General features: G+C 40.7%; 12 protein-coding genes. 11 read left to right on the top strand and 1 reads right to left on the bottom strand.

Annotated elements, in window-relative coordinates; genetic code table 11:
* The first annotated feature begins 184 nt into the window (after positions 1 to 184).
* The 8 genes from QCD85_RS05050 to QCD85_RS05015 all read left to right on the top strand — a co-directional run bounded on the left by QCD85_RS05050 (position 185) and on the right by QCD85_RS05015 (position 9170).
* Positions 185 to 2089, top strand: coding sequence for a HEAT repeat domain-containing protein (locus QCD85_RS05050; protein ID WP_301261830.1), 1905 nt, complete (start codon positions 185 to 187; stop codon positions 2087 to 2089).
* Complete coding sequence (locus QCD85_RS05045) at positions 2089 to 3189, top strand: AAA family ATPase (protein WP_301261829.1); 1101 nt, start codon at positions 2089 to 2091, stop codon at positions 3187 to 3189. Before QCD85_RS05050 ends, QCD85_RS05045 begins: the two co-directional genes overlap by 1 nt.
* Complete coding sequence (locus QCD85_RS05040; protein ID WP_301261828.1) at positions 3186 to 5546, top strand: DUF5682 family protein; 2361 nt, start codon at positions 3186 to 3188, stop codon at positions 5544 to 5546. Before QCD85_RS05045 ends, QCD85_RS05040 begins: the two co-directional genes overlap by 4 nt.
* A gap of 2 nt (positions 5547 to 5548) precedes the next feature.
* The gene (locus QCD85_RS05035; protein ID WP_301261827.1) at positions 5549 to 6772 is read left to right on the top strand and encodes a VWA domain-containing protein; all 1224 of its coding nucleotides are present in this window, start codon (positions 5549 to 5551) and stop codon (positions 6770 to 6772) included.
* Between the two features lie 79 nt (positions 6773 to 6851).
* Positions 6852 to 7397: a histidine phosphatase family protein gene (locus QCD85_RS05030; protein ID WP_301261826.1), complete on the top strand. Its 546-nt coding sequence runs from the start codon at positions 6852 to 6854 to the stop codon at positions 7395 to 7397.
* 84 nt (positions 7398 to 7481) lie between these two features.
* On the top strand, positions 7482 to 7697 hold the full coding sequence (locus tag QCD85_RS05025; protein ID WP_273615007.1) for a hypothetical protein: 216 nt from the start codon (positions 7482 to 7484) through the stop codon (positions 7695 to 7697).
* Positions 7698 to 8024: 327 nt separating this feature from the next.
* A complete protein-coding gene (locus tag QCD85_RS05020; RefSeq protein ID WP_301261968.1) occupies positions 8025 to 8657 on the top strand; it encodes a DUF1273 domain-containing protein in 633 nt (210 codons plus the stop codon).
* 39 nt (positions 8658 to 8696) lie between these two features.
* Complete coding sequence (locus QCD85_RS05015; RefSeq protein WP_301261825.1) at positions 8697 to 9170, top strand: DUF523 domain-containing protein; 474 nt, start codon at positions 8697 to 8699, stop codon at positions 9168 to 9170.
* A 352-nt stretch (positions 9171 to 9522) separates the two neighbouring features.
* On the opposite strand, the gene QCD85_RS05010 is transcribed toward QCD85_RS05015, so the two are convergent.
* Positions 9523 to 10557, bottom strand: a complete 1035-nt coding sequence (locus QCD85_RS05010; RefSeq protein WP_301261824.1) for a cupin domain-containing protein — start codon at positions 10555 to 10557, stop codon at positions 9523 to 9525.
* A 365-nt stretch (positions 10558 to 10922) separates the two neighbouring features.
* Between QCD85_RS05010 and QCD85_RS05005 the strand changes: the two genes are divergently transcribed.
* The 3 genes from QCD85_RS05005 to QCD85_RS04995 are packed head-to-tail and all read left to right on the top strand — an operon-like array spanning position 10923 to position 14504.
* Positions 10923 to 11870 (top strand): ABC transporter permease, encoded by a 948-nt coding sequence (locus QCD85_RS05005; protein WP_301261823.1) that lies wholly within the window; start codon positions 10923 to 10925, stop codon positions 11868 to 11870.
* A gap of 60 nt (positions 11871 to 11930) precedes the next feature.
* Positions 11931 to 12845: an oligopeptide ABC transporter permease gene (opp4C, locus tag QCD85_RS05000; RefSeq protein WP_367317619.1), complete on the top strand. Its 915-nt coding sequence runs from the start codon at positions 11931 to 11933 to the stop codon at positions 12843 to 12845.
* Between the two features lie 27 nt (positions 12846 to 12872).
* A complete protein-coding gene (locus QCD85_RS04995; protein WP_301261822.1) occupies positions 12873 to 14504 on the top strand; it encodes an ABC transporter substrate-binding protein in 1632 nt (543 codons plus the stop codon).
* The last annotated feature ends 44 nt before the right edge of the window (positions 14505 to 14548 follow it).

Genomic DNA, 14548 nt, shown 5'->3' with positions numbered 1-14548 from the left:
TAGATGGCTAGAAGGAAGTTATACGGATTACATCGCTACTAGAGGAATTGTATCGAGAAATCTATTTGGCTATTGTTGATTGGCAGTAGAGCAACTGAAATATATGATTCAACAACTGTAAAGTTCATCATCCCATGTAGCAAAAAGTGTAAAAGCACCTATAGATTGTTAGGAGGGTATACGTATGAGTACAACTTTATTACAAGAATTGTATCAAGAAACGAGACGACTCTATATTGCAGGCAGTGAATTAGCTGTAGAAGATATACGCTTACGCAAATTGTTACCTCGATTTCAACAGTTAGGCGAGAAAGCACCTATTTTTAAGCGTCTTGGAGATCAGATCGAAAGTATAATGGATCAGAATAATGATGTTAGTAGTGCTGAACGTTTGCAGAATCTTACTTTGTTGTTATCGTCTGTGCTTCATACTCAAGGCAGTGTAACGGTTGAAGGCGATCTGAAGCCTTTAGGAGTGAATCATCCACAAGATGTAAGTCTAAGTTCACCTACAACCTATTCTTATCGCAAATTAGCTCCTGTCGTACAAGCGTTGTCTACCACAGGTGGCGGACGTCTTGAAGTGATTGATCATGCATTCAAAGAAGGAATATTTCAAGATATTCGACTAATGCCACTTGCTATACAAGGATTATATGATGCGTATTCAGAAATTGCAGAACTGATGATCTATAAGATAGTTCCTTCTTATGGATTAGCGATTCTCCCGTATTTGAGAGATATTTTCAATCCTCAAGGAGACAAAAAAGAAGTCCGTAAGCTCACAGCGATTCATACTATTGCCCAAGAGCACCAATTGGATCTACTGGATTGGTATGGCGAACTATCTCGATCTGCATCGGATGATATTCGAGCAACAGCGATTCGCTTTTTATCCGGGCATGAACAGTATGTACCGGAATGTATAGCATGGACCAAAGAGAAAAAGAAAACAGTGCGTGCATCTGCTTATTATGCACTTGCTGGTAGTGACTCCAGCGAAGCGATAGCCTGTCTTTTGACAGCATCAGCAGGTAAAGATTTGGAATATGTTGTAGAGGCTGTTCGTTATCAAGAGGTATCAGCAGATTTGGAAGCACAGTTGGCGACTGTTTTTGCTAGCGATGTAGAGCAAGTTATTCAGTCAGAACATCAAGAATCTGTAGAGTACAAAGCAATCGAAAAGATAGCAGAACGCTTACTATTATTCGGTAAAATGTGGACGCATAGCCAAAATGAAACGGTTCATCAAAGCTATCAGGATATGTTGCAACATTATACGTATTTGTACAATCTGAGTGCTTCTCATCAGATTACAGATTGGCGTAATCTATTATGGGATGCGGCTCGTTATATCGAACATGTAGGCACTTCCAAAGACTTGGAATTATTATATGAAGTGTCTGAAAAAGATGCTGATTTTGTGCCATCTGCTTTCCGTCTATCGCTACAGATGTTGTCTCCAAAACAAGTGTACGATCATTATATTGGCGGTATGGTAGCTCAAATGAAAGCCAAAATTAATAAAGAAGCCAAAAAACGTCTTGGCAAAGTGATAGCGACGATGAGACCGATGTTACTCGAAAATGCATATGAAAGTGTCTCATTAGGGCATCAAGAACAACATGTGTATACGCAAAAGATTTTGCCATTAGCTGAAGTGGAACAAAAATGGGACAAGCGGTGGTTGGAATTTGCGATGAAGCAAGATGATGTTGAACTGGTAGCCGCTCTGGCTCGCCCTGGTGTTGCAGGAGTAGAAGAATTTTTACGCCAAAAATTGCAGGACAATCCAGAGTTTCGTAATCGTACAGCGACTCTCATTTTACGTGCTCTTGAAGAACGTCTGGGTATCTCCAAAGAAGATAAACGCCAACTGATGTGGCAGGCTATCGACGATCGTCGCAATTCCAATTCATATATGTTTGAACCTTATATTATTCATTCTTTTTTAGAATTTCCTGTTGAAGATATAGAGCGATTAGAGGCTTTGTTACCAGAAAATCGAGAAGCAACGATTCCCAAGTTTAGAGGGTATGCAGCAGAACAATTAGAGTTCGTAGTCCACACATTGAAAGGGATGAAATAATGAGTACACCTGAATCTTTACAAGATACGATGAGACAGTCGGCAGAATTATTGTATGCGCACGAGTTAGAAGCGTTACGTCAACATGATAGTGGCAAAGTTCCGGCAGGCTGGCAAATGTCACCGCAATCTGTACTGACATTTATTACAGGTGGAAAAGCAGGCAAAGTAACAATCACACCTAAATATATCGGTAATCGGCGCTTGGTCGAAATGGCGATTGCTACATTAGTAACTGATCGTGCGCTATTGCTAATCGGTGAACCAGGAACAGCCAAGTCATGGTTATCTGAAAATTTGGCGGCAGCTATCTATGGTCATTCTAATCTGGTTGTACAGGGAACGGCTGGAACCAGTGAAGAACATGTACGTTATTCATGGAACTACGCGATGTTGCTTGCTAATGGCCCGACACCAGAAGCATTGGTACAAAGTCCGATTATGCGCGCGATGGAACTGGGTGGTATAGCTCGATTTGAAGAAATATCGCGTTGCGCTTCAGAAGTGCAAGATGCATTGATATCGATTTTGTCTGAAAAAACAATCTCGGTACCCGAATTAGGCAAAGAAATGAATGCTCGCAAAGGGTTCTCGATTATTGCAACAGCGAATACACGAGATCGTGGAGTCAATGAAATGTCAGCCGCTCTCAAGCGACGTTTTAATATTATTGTGTTACCTGCTCCATCTAGTCTGGAGACCGAGATCGATATCGTACGCAAACGTGTAGGCGAAATTGCTTCTGCTTACGATCTTCAAGCCGCTGTACCGGCAGATGAAGCATTGCTCAAAGTCGTGACCATATTCCGCGAATTACGCAGTGGAATGACACTGGATCGCAAAGATAAATTAAAATCGCCAGCAGGGGTTATTTCTACCGCAGAAGCGATCTCATTATTAACGAATAGTATGGCTTTAGCAGCAAGCTTTGGTAGCGGTGAATTGACCGATGAAGATTTAGCCGCAGGATTGCAAGGTGCTATCGTCAAAGACGACGATAAAGATCGGATTGTCTGGAAAGAGTATCTGGATAATGTAATGAAAAAGCGGGGAGAGCAGTGGCGTGGTCTGTATCAAGCTTGTAAGGAGATGAACGAGTGAGTAGCCAGCTTGAGCTTGGTATCGGTGTGCATATTTTCGGAGTGCGTCACCTTTCCCCTGGCGGCTCCAAGCATCTATTGGACGATCTGAATCGGATAAAGCCCAAAATTGTTTTGATTGAAGGGCCTTCTGATGCTACCTCAGAGATTCAGCATATTACACAGCGCAAAACAAAGCCACCGATCGCTATTCTTGCTTTTACAGAAGAATTGCCTGTACGAACAGCATTATGGCCACTAGCTTCCTATTCTCCTGAATATCAGGCGATGAAATGGGCAGCAGATCACAAAGCACAATCGTTATTTATTGATTTGCCTTCGTCAGTCATGATCGCTCTGCAAGATATACGTCGACTTGAACGACAGCAACAGATAGAATCTCCACCTGTACCAGATCCAGAGCAGACGGTTCCTCAAGCAGAAGTGTTGCCAGAGTCGGTACATGAATCGCTGTATGATCGGATCGCGCAATTAGCTGGTGAAGATGATTATGATATGTATTGGGAACGGAATTATGAACATAATCTCAATGAACATGCGTATCGGCAAACGATATTACAGTTTTCAGAGCAGATGCGTCAATTAACAGAAGCAGAAGAAAAAGACTCTTTTACCAATGAATATGCTTATAATGCTATTCGTGAATCGTATATGCGCAGACAGATCAAGCAAGCGCTAGAAAGTGGATATCAACCACACGAGATTATGGTAGTCTGTGGTGCGTATCATGCAGCCGCATTAAGTGATCTATCGGATACGATGACAGATCAAGAATTACAGAGTCTTCCGGTCTCTTCCACCAAGCTAACCTTGATGCCGTATTCTTATTATAAGTTGTCGTCCATGTCTGGATATGGCGCTGGAAACCATGCTCCTCATTATTATGAAATGATGTGGCAACAGATGAACCGAGGAGCATTGGAAGAATTACCTCATCTGTATTTATCTTCTGTAGCTCGCTTATTGCGTCAATCAGGTACTCATCGTTCGACTGCGGAAGTTATTGAAGCGGTACGGATGGCGCAATCTCTGTCTGCTCTGCATGGTGGTCATATTCCAGTCTTACGTGATCTGCAAGATGCAGCGCAGACGTTACTCGGACATGGTGATCTAACAGTCATTGCCGAATCGTTAGCACAGATCAATGTAGGAACAACGATCGGACAATTAGCTGAAGGGGTTAGTCAGACTCCGATTCAAGATGATCTTAATCGCTTGTTACATCAATTAAAGTTAACAAAATACAAAACAACAATTGCTCAAGATTTGATGCTTGATTTGCGTGAAAATCGACGTGTTCAATCTAAAGAAGCGGCTTTTCTGGATCTGCATCGTTCCTTTTTATTTCACCGTTTGCGTTTATTAAATATTCAGTTTGTACATCAGCAACAGACCGGGCAAGATCAAGCTACATGGGCAGAACGCTGGGTAATACAATGGTCGCCCGAAGTAGAAATTCAAGTAGTAGAATCGACTTTGCTTGGAGAAACAGTTGAGATTGCGGCGGCTTATGTTTTACAGCAAAAGTTAGATCGTTGTTCTACGATTGCCGAAGCCTCTGACCTGATCTTAATCGCTTGTGAAAGTGGAATGGTCTCGCAGTTAGAAAATGGTCGTCAGACCTTGCAACGATTAGCTGTTGACAATCAAGATGTGATACAGATTACGCTAGCGGCGAGAAGCTTATCCAAAATTATTCAGTATGGTGATATCCGCCGTGTAGATACTACACCTTTGATCCCATTACTAGAACAGCTATTTACGCGTGCTTCTTTATTTCTGGTGAGTAGTTGTCAATGTAATGATGATGTAGCCCATGAAATGATGAAGTCAATCAGTGAACTGCATACGATTGGACTTGATCATATCGAGCAATTGGATTATGAGCTGTGGTTACAACAACTGACAGAAGTGATGGAACGAGACGATCTGAATGCTAAATTATCTGGATTTGCTTGTTCTCTGTTAATTGAGCGTAATCAGGTATCTGCTACCCAATTAGCTGCTGAAGTCTCACGCCGACTATCTCCTGGCGTTCCTGCTGATCTGGGAGCAGGTTGGTTTGAAGGATTATCCAGTCGTAATCGTTATATGTTATTATCGCGTGCAAGCTTATGGGAACAGTTACATCAATATATCGAATCGTTAGAAGATGATGATTTTATACGTGCATTGGTCTTTTTAAGACGTGCTTTCAGTACTTTTTCGCCGTCAGAAAAAAATATGATTGCTGAGTTATTAGGAGAATTATGGGGCGTTAATGCCGAACAAGCTGCTGAAATCCTGACCGAAGAATTGAAGGAGGAAGAAGCCAAAATGATCGATGACCTGAATGATTTTGAGTTCGAGGACTTTTGACGATGAATCCTACTCATGATGAACAGAAAAGATTGTCCCGTTGGCGATTGATTCTAGGAGCTGAAGCAGAGCAACAGTTAGAACGTCAGACTTCTAGCGAAATCGAAGGAATAACACTGACAGAAGAAGAGCGAATTATGGATCAAGCATTAGCAGCCATTTATGATGATACTTCAGGTCATGAAGCGCAGTCAGGTAACAACCGAAATGGTGGCAAAGGCGCAGGCAAAGGGCCTTCTTCACCGACATTAACACGCTGGCTGGGAGATGTACGTACTTTTTTTCCAGAAGATGTTGTATCTATTATTCAAAATGATGCAATGGAACGTAAAGGGTGGAAACAGCTATTATTTGAACCAGAAGTGTTAGCACAGGTCAAACCTGATATTACGCTTGTCGGCACTCTTATGGCACTCAAAGGCAAAATTCCAGAGAAAACCAAAGAAACGGCACGTTTACTTATTCAATCGGTTGTAGATGATTTGGTCAAAAGATTGGAACAAGATATGCGCCGCGCAGTGACAGGGGCGCTAAATCGCAGGCAACATTCTCCCTTGCCTTCATTAAGCGGAATCGATTGGAAGCGAACGATTCAACGTAACCTCAAGCATTATAATCAGGAGCGTCGTCAGATTATTCCTGAAAAGTTTTATTATTTTGATCGAGCACGTCGTAGTCACGAATGGAAAGTGATTATTGATATTGACCAGAGTGGATCTATGGCAGATTCGATTATTTGGGCTTCAGTAACGGCTTCTATTTTTGCCAGTATGCCTGCTCTGGATACAAGAGTAGTCGCTTTTGACACCAGTGTTGTTGATCTCACTGAACAATGCAACAATGATCCGGTAGATATGTTGTTCGGTATACAGCTAGGTGGAGGAACCAATATTGATAAGTCTGTTGCTTATTGTGAACAATTTATCGAAGAGCCCAAAAAGACATTGTTTATTTTGATCTCTGATCTATATGAAGGTGGTAGTCAGGCACGTTTGATTCGCCGTATGCGTGAACTGAAAGAAGCAGGGGTCAAAACATTATGTCTATTAGCTTTATCAGATGAAGGGAAACCTTTTTATGATAAGCAATTAGCACAAAAATTTACCCGTGATGGTACGCCGAGCTTTGCTTGTACACCAGCACTACTCCCTGCACTGGTTGAAGGTGCGCTTAAAGGTCAAGATTTGAGTGATCTAGTGAAACGTTTGGGGATTGCTATCGACTAATATACAGCTTGATTTTGATGCATATATATTTACAACTGGTATAGAGCAAAGATTAAGCAAAATCAGGGAGTTGTGATCAATGAAGTCTATTTTTCTTATTCGTCATTGTCAGGCAGAAGGGCAAGCACCTGATGCACAGTTAACTACGCTCGGACAAGAACAGTCGATATATCTAGCTGATTTTTTGAATGATTTTTCAATCGATTATATTGTATCTAGCCCTTATGAACGAGCTTATCGCACGATCGAACCTCTTGCTAGTAGAAGATCATTATCAATTCATACAGATACTGATCTACAAGAACGAGTATTGTCTCAAGAAAATCTACCCGATTGGTTAGAAAAGCTTAAATTAACATTTGATGATCTGGATCTGTGTTATACCGGTGGGGAATCGAGCCGGCAAGCGATGGATCGAGGGATAGCTGTATTTGATAAAGCGATACGTACTGATGCGAAGCAGATTGCAGTGGTCTCACATGGTAATTTGATCTCCCTATTGCTTAAATATTATGATGAGCAGATCCAATTTGAACACTGGCAAGCTTTGTCTAATCCTGATGTGTATCAATTGGTATTTGATGATGAATATCAGTTGATTCGTATACAACGGATCTGGCAATAAATGAAGAGTTCAACAGCACCAAAAGATAAAGTATTCGTGGAGTTGAACCATCCCTTATGCTATGATGAGACTGAGGTGAACACAATGAGTACAGAACAAGAACACAATGAAGTAACAGAAGAATCCAAGCAAGCACAAAAAGTCAGCCAGGCTGAAGCAGCAAAACGTTTGTTGGCGATGAAAAAGCAAGCCAACCAACCAGGTAAAGGTTCTAATAATGGATTTGACGGCGGCGGTAAAAAGATGAAAAGCCAGATGACCAAAAAAGTAAATAACCAACGTAAGAAAATGGGAACCTAAGCACACATTTATACCAGTGCTACCCGATGCAATTACCAAAGACCGTATAACCAAAACAATCTTATCTCTTGAAGTAAACCTATTCAGTCTATACTGAGTAGGTTTATTTTTTATATCTATTTTGTATATCTGTTTTATATATAAGGTAGTTATCCGCATCATTGGAAATAGTGTGATCCGAATCGTATTGTCACTACAGCCAGTTAATACTTCTATTGATCGCTACAAACTACTGATTCTTCTATTTAAAAGGGATCAGTTTTTGCTTTATTTCGCTTCATGTTATGATGGAAGAAGAGCATGAACAGAAGCGGAGGACAGCAAGGCATGAAGAATTTACTGGTAACCGGTTATCGTGCGCACGAGCTGAATATTTTTGGACAAAAGCATGAAGGTATTCCTTTTATTCAGCAAGCATTGCGTAGCAAATTAATTCCACTGATCGAGGAAGGATTGGAATGGGTGATTACACCGGGGCAGTATGGTGTAGATTTGTGGGCATGTGAAGTGGTGATTGCACTCAAAGAACAATATCCTCAATTACGATTATCGATTATTTCAGCATTTGCCAATCCAGAAGAAAAGTGGAGTGAAGATAAAAAGACCTATTATGAAGAGATTTGTAAAGGGGTCGACTATTATGGTCTGGTGAGCAAGCAGCCCTATCAAGGGATCTGGCAATTTACTGCTCGGGATGATTTGTTATTTCGCAAAACAGACGGTATTTTGTTAGTTTATGATGAAGATGGAGGCGAGGGAAGCCCTCGATTTTTCAAAGAAAAAGCGTTAAAAAAACAGCAGTCTGATGGATATGTATATATCAGTATCAGTTCGGAAGATATTCAAAGTATCGCAGATGAACAGCAACTTGATCAGCAATTGGAAGAATCGTTTACAGAATCGCCGGTCGATATGATCGATGCAACCAATCCGAATATTGATCCTTTTGAAGAGATTTGACCGACTCGGAAAAAAGTAGGTAAAAAGGAGGAGTGAAGCATGATTGGTATTAGCGCGTGTCTGACAGGTGTTGCCTGTAGATATGATGGAAGAAGCAACCTCGTACAACCGTTAGATCAACTGATTCAGCAAGGCAAAGCAGTAGCTTTTTGTCCTGAAGTGTTAGGTGGTCTGACTACACCACGCGAACCAGCAGAGATTGTAGGGGGAACAGCCGAAGATGTGTGGTTAGGCAACGCAAAAGTGATCACGATTTCAGGCGAAGATGTAACTGAATCGTTTCAAGCAGGAGCCAAAAGAGCGTTGGAGCAAGCGCAACAAGCGCAAATTACTGTTGCAGTGCTAAAAGCCAATAGCCCTTCGTGTGGAAGTCAGATGGTCTATGATGGTACATTTAGCGGTAATAAAATCATTGGTTCCGGTCTAACCGCAGCTCTTTTTCGGCAAAACAATATTCAGGTGGTCGATGAGCATACCTGTGATTTTTTGTTAGAGGAAAATAAGCTACTGTAGTCTTGCTTCAGTAAAACAAGATTAGATCACCACAGATATGATGAACCAGCCTATCTTGTAATATAAAAAAGATCATGTTATACACTCTACGCTAGATACCATTAGTGGATATCTTCATGTAGGTTATGGTGTATTCACATGATCTTTTTTATAAAAATAGCATACGTGCAGTCGCTTTTGAACAAATGAAATTGATCATTAGCTAGATATTCATTTTCAGTAGATATCCATAAGTAAATCTCAATACATGGTATCGATCAGCTTATTTCCATAAACCGCATAAATATCCACATGTAAGGATCTATATAGTAAAACAGTGTCAGTTGTAGAGGTAGAAAGTGATAATGATCGATTACTGTAAAGGAGAAGGAGCGATAAACCAGTGGCGTTGCGGTAATTGGCTTACTTGTTCACGATTGATTTCCAGATTCGTTGCCAGCACATCATCCGGTGTACTAGAGATCCATTTGGTCAGATCTATCGTCTCGTGTTGTCCATTGTTGAATCCGACTAAGATTCGGCAGACTTCTGTTCCATTATTGTAAATATAGTGCCCTGCACCTTCAGGTACATAACCTACATCGCCTGCTTCAAATTGATCTTCGATCAGTTCTCCTTTTCCTAGAAAAACAGCCATTCGTGCTGTGCCACTTATATAATATTGCCATTCATCGGTATTGGGATGCCAGTGCATTTCTCGTAAAGCGCCCGGTTGAATCTCGATAATAGCACCTGTCATATTTGTAGAAATAGGGAATAGACGTGCCGAAGCTACCCGTTCTGTACCTCCACCAGGAACACGCTTAGGATCTTGAGCCATAAGCGGATAGCGATGCATACTGGTAAGCCCTGTTGTACTACGTGCTGTAGCATCTAGAGTCGAATCATCCGGTACAGGTCCAGAGGCAAAATAAGACTCTTGTGTCGGTAATTGCTGTGCTTCTGCAATCGAAATGCCCAAATTTTGAGCAACCAACTCGACAGGAGTCTGCGCAATAAAATCTGTAATACTAAAGGTATGTTTTTCGGTAAACGTACCATTGTTCATAATCTGAATAATATGACATTCCTCTGTTCCAATCCCTTGAATCGAATGCCCATACCCTTTGGGAAAATACCATACATCTCCACTGTTAAAGTTATCTATGTACGTCGTGCCATCAGGATGCAAAACCGTTGTGCGACAACTTCCACTGACTACATATCCCCATTCCGAAGCATTGGTATGCCAGTGTAATTCTCTCAATGTGCCTGGAGCTAGTCGCAACGATACACCTGTCATTGCTGTAGATACAGGAAAGTCAGTCACCGAAACTTCGCGCATTGTACCACCACTATGTTTATAAGCTGTTTGTTGTTCAAGCCTGTATTTGAATGTTTTTGTCATGATAACCCTCCATTGCTTATATGATTCATCTTCTTAGCTAATCTGTATTTTGTCATAGCCACTCTTTTTTGCCCATGGAACTATAAGCCCATCTCTAGCTCCAAATAGACGATTTCCTCTCCAAACCAACCTATTCTAATGACCAATTTGATAAAAAGATGATATGTTAGGCAAATGAACTACTGTTCGAACTCTTCTATATTCCGATTGAAAATATCTATAAGTAAAACAGTTGATAGATCATAGTTAACAAGGTATGATTTGGCAACAACTTAATTCTGACTTAACTAATCAGATTTATTGGTATTAAAAAATAATAGTCATTATACGTCCTGGATAGAGCCCTAATAGAAAGGAAGGGAGACATGCTGTATTACGTGATTCGTAGACTCGGTATTGCGATTCCTGTACTGCTGGGCATTACAATTTTGAATTTTATTATTATCAATCTTGCACCAGGTAATCCAGCAGAGTTGTTACTTGATCCGAATACCAGTCAGGCGATGATTGATGCGAAAAAAGAGCGATTAGGATTAGATCAACCTTTTTATATTCAATATTGGATATGGCTGGTGAGCCTTCTGCAAGGCAATATGGGATATTCGTATAGTTCATTTGCACCTGTATCTCAATTGATTAGCGAGCGTATTGGCCCTACATTGTTACTTACTTTTGTTTCTTTGATTGTGAGTATTATGATTTCGATTCCAATCGGCATTTTTAGCGCCGTGAAGCGCAATAGTCGTTGGGATTACATCATTACAGGTTTGGCTTTTGTAGGCACATCATTACCGCAATTTTTTCTAGGATTAGCGCTTATTTATTGGTTTGCTTTGAAGTTACAATGGCTACCTACAGGAGGGATTGAACCATTAGAAGGAGGAGATTTGGCACAAAAAGTCATACATATGATTCTGCCTGTAACTGTGTTATCCGTAGCGATTATAGGCAAAAAAGTACGATATGTTCGTGCCAGTATGTTAGATGTGCTCAAACAAGATTATTTGCAGACTGCACGAGCAAAAGGGTTATCCGGTTATATTGTGATCTATCGTCATGCGCTTCGTAATGCACTGATCCCGATCATTACGGTTTTTGGTATGGAAGTTCCATTGTTATTGGGAGGCAGTGTAATTGTAGAGCAAGTTTTTCAGTGGCCGGGGATTGGACAGTTAACGATACAGTCGGTTTTATCACGCGACTATCCTGTCATTATGGGCTTGAATTTGGTCGCTGCATTGATTGTATTGATCGTGAATCTATTTACTGATTTGTTATATCGTTGGGTCGATCCTCGTGTGCAGTATGAATAACGTATAGAGAACATATAACATGGGCAAGATAGAACACAGGTATAGGAAGGAGGAGAACTATTGTTTCTCTGGCAAAAAGGGCTAAAGGCAGAAGGAGATCGCTTCAAAGCCTATTGGAAAGAGTCGATGCAACCGGGAAATGAAAGGTATAGTGTACAGATTTGGTATCGATTTGCTCAACACAAATTAGCGTTGTTAGGTCTACTGGTTACATTGCTATTAATCATCATTAGTATCATCGCTCCGTGGATAGCTCCTTATAATCCCAGTCTGGTCATGGATCAATTCTCTGCTCCCCCTTCAGCTAACCACTGGTTAGGCACAGATCAGGTTGGTAGAGATGTGCTCAGCCGCTTAATTTATGCTACTCGCATATCAATGATTGTTGGATTTGGAGCTGTGGCTATCTATGTGACGATCGGAACAGTGATAGGCTTAGTCGCAGGTTATTTTGGGGGTTGGATCGATATGATTGTGATGCGGGTAACAGATGTCGTCATGTCTTTTCCATATCTAATTATTATTCTGGTCGTTGTAAGTGTACTCGGTTCAGGATTAGGAACCATTGTATTAGTACTCTCCTTGTTCTCATGGCCTACTGTTGCAAGATTGGTTAGAGGCAGTGTAATGACTATTCGGCATCTGGATTATATACAAGCAAGTATCGTAATGGGGATGGGCAAAACACGTATTTTGTTCCGGCAAATTTTACCCAATACATTGGGACCTATTATTGTAAATGCCACATTTGGTGTAGCTGGAGCTATTTTGAGTGAGGCAGGACTTAGCTTTCTAGGCATGGGAATTCAGCCGCCAATTCCTAGTTGGGGTAATATGTTAACCGATGCACAGTCATTCAGCTTGCTGACTGATCAACCGTGGTTATGGTTGCCCGCAGGCATTATGTTATTGATTACTGTATTGGCGATTAACTTTGTTGGTGATGGATTACGCGATGCTTTTGATCCTAAATAATATACAGTCTAACAAGGAGGATAGGTTATGAAAATGAGATACCGCGCTACATTAGCTACAATGATCGTTGCTGTACTATTGGTGCTATCTGCATGTGGAGCAACAAATAACAGCACCCAAATCGCTTCTACCCAAGGAGCTACAGCCGCTTCAGAGGGCGGTAAAACAGTCACTATTGGTATCGTCAATTCACCTGTAACGCTTAACCAGATCAACGATCAGGGGGATTCAGCTTCAACGACAATTCAGCATTTGATCAATGATTCTTTATTAGACGTAGATGATCAATTAAAATTCACCCCCAAATTAGCAGATTCAATCGATACAACAGATCATCAAAATTATACCGTTCATTTGAATAAAGATGCAAAATGGAGCGATGGACAACCTTTTACGACCAAAGATGTAGAGTTCACCTTATTAACAGCGCTTAATCCGCAAGTCGAAACGACACTACGTCTCTTTTTTATCGAAGGCTTAGATGATACGGGTAAATTAAAAGAAGGTCAGAACAAGATCACAGGCTTAACGATTGTCGATGATCATACCTTCAAAATTAAAACCAAAGCACCGATTGATCCTGATATCTTTAATGAAAGTTTTGCTTCCAAAATTTACTTTTTACCTGAACATATTCTCAAAGACGTAGCACCTGATCAGCTAGCTACGAATGAATATTTTCAAAAGCCAGAAGTAACTATAGGGCCTTTCAAATTTGCCAAATTCCTCAAAGATCAATATTTTCAAGTGGTCAAAAATGATCAATATTATCGTTCAGTTCCTAAGCTAGATCAGATTTTTGTAAAAGTATTACCTGCTACTAATTTGGTTGCTCAGTTGCAGACAGGTGAGATTCAGATGAACTCGCTACCTGTAGGACTGATTCCAATCACTGAATATGATAAAGTCAAAAGCTTACCGGATATCAATCTAACGTCCAGTCAGACGACAGAGCCGGTAGAAATCTTTTTCAATACCGAGACAATTCAGAATCCTAAAGTTCGTCAAGCGATAGCCTATGCACTGAATCGGCAACAAATTGTTACACAGTTGCTTAAAGGACAAGCAGAATTAATCGATGGTTCGATTCCAAGTAGTAATCAATATGCGGCTACCGATATTCCTAAGTACACCTATGACCCTGCCAAAGCACAAGCCTTGTTACAAGAAGCAGGATGGGATGCTAATCAGACGATTCGTTTCCTTGTGCCTGTTGGTAATAAAGTACGTGAGCAAGCAGCCGATATTTTGGAGCAGAATTTGGAAGCTGTAGGCATCAAAGTGGATATTCAAAAATTCGATTTTCCAACATTGATGCAGAAAACAGACAGCAAAGATTATGATATAACTATCTTTACACGCGATTATTACGTAGACCCAAGCCGTTATTTTAATATGTTTGAATCCGATAATGCCAATAATATTGTTGGGTATAGAAATCCGAAGTTAGATCAATTATTAAAAGACGGTCGTGCAGAATCAGACCCTGCCAAGCGCAAAATCATTTACCATCAAGTGCAAGGAATTCTACATGAAGATGTTCCTTCCCTTGGGGTATATTCGGAGAAACGTCTACAAGCTGTATCGAAAAAAGTGAAAGTGGGACAGCCACTGAATATAGGAATGTTTAATCACGTAAATGAATGGGATAGCCAATAAAATAAATTAGAAAGAGCTACTGATTTTGATCAGTAGCTCTTTTT

This window comes from Paenibacillus sp. PsM32 (genome assembly GCF_030433815.1).
Classification (GTDB): Bacteria; Bacillota; Bacilli; order Paenibacillales; family Paenibacillaceae; genus Saccharibacillus; species Saccharibacillus kyungheensis.
This window is presented reverse-complemented; position numbering and strand designations above follow the sequence as displayed.

Bases quoted from the DNA above. Each gene is read 5' to 3' on its own strand.
- QCD85_RS05050 (WP_301261830.1), top strand. From the start codon at position 185: ATGAGTACAACTTTATTACAAGAATTGTATCAAGAAACGAGACGACTC.
- QCD85_RS05045 (WP_301261829.1), top strand. From the start codon at position 2,089: ATGAGTACACCTGAATCTTTACAAGATACGATGAGACAGTCGGCAGAA.
- QCD85_RS05035 (WP_301261827.1), top strand. From the start codon at position 5,549: ATGAATCCTACTCATGATGAACAGAAAAGATTGTCCCGTTGGCGATTG.
- QCD85_RS05030 (WP_301261826.1), top strand. From the start codon at position 6,852: ATGAAGTCTATTTTTCTTATTCGTCATTGTCAGGCAGAAGGGCAAGCA.
- QCD85_RS05025 (WP_273615007.1), top strand. From the start codon at position 7,482: ATGAGTACAGAACAAGAACACAATGAAGTAACAGAAGAATCCAAGCAA.
- QCD85_RS05020 (WP_301261968.1), top strand. From the start codon at position 8,025: ATGAAGAATTTACTGGTAACCGGTTATCGTGCGCACGAGCTGAATATT.
- QCD85_RS05015 (WP_301261825.1), top strand. From the start codon at position 8,697: ATGATTGGTATTAGCGCGTGTCTGACAGGTGTTGCCTGTAGATATGAT.
- QCD85_RS05010 (WP_301261824.1), bottom strand. From the start codon at position 10,557: ATGACAAAAACATTCAAATACAGGCTTGAACAACAAACAGCTTATAAA.
- QCD85_RS05005 (WP_301261823.1), top strand. From the start codon at position 10,923: ATGCTGTATTACGTGATTCGTAGACTCGGTATTGCGATTCCTGTACTG.
- QCD85_RS04995 (WP_301261822.1), top strand. From the start codon at position 12,873: ATGAAAATGAGATACCGCGCTACATTAGCTACAATGATCGTTGCTGTA.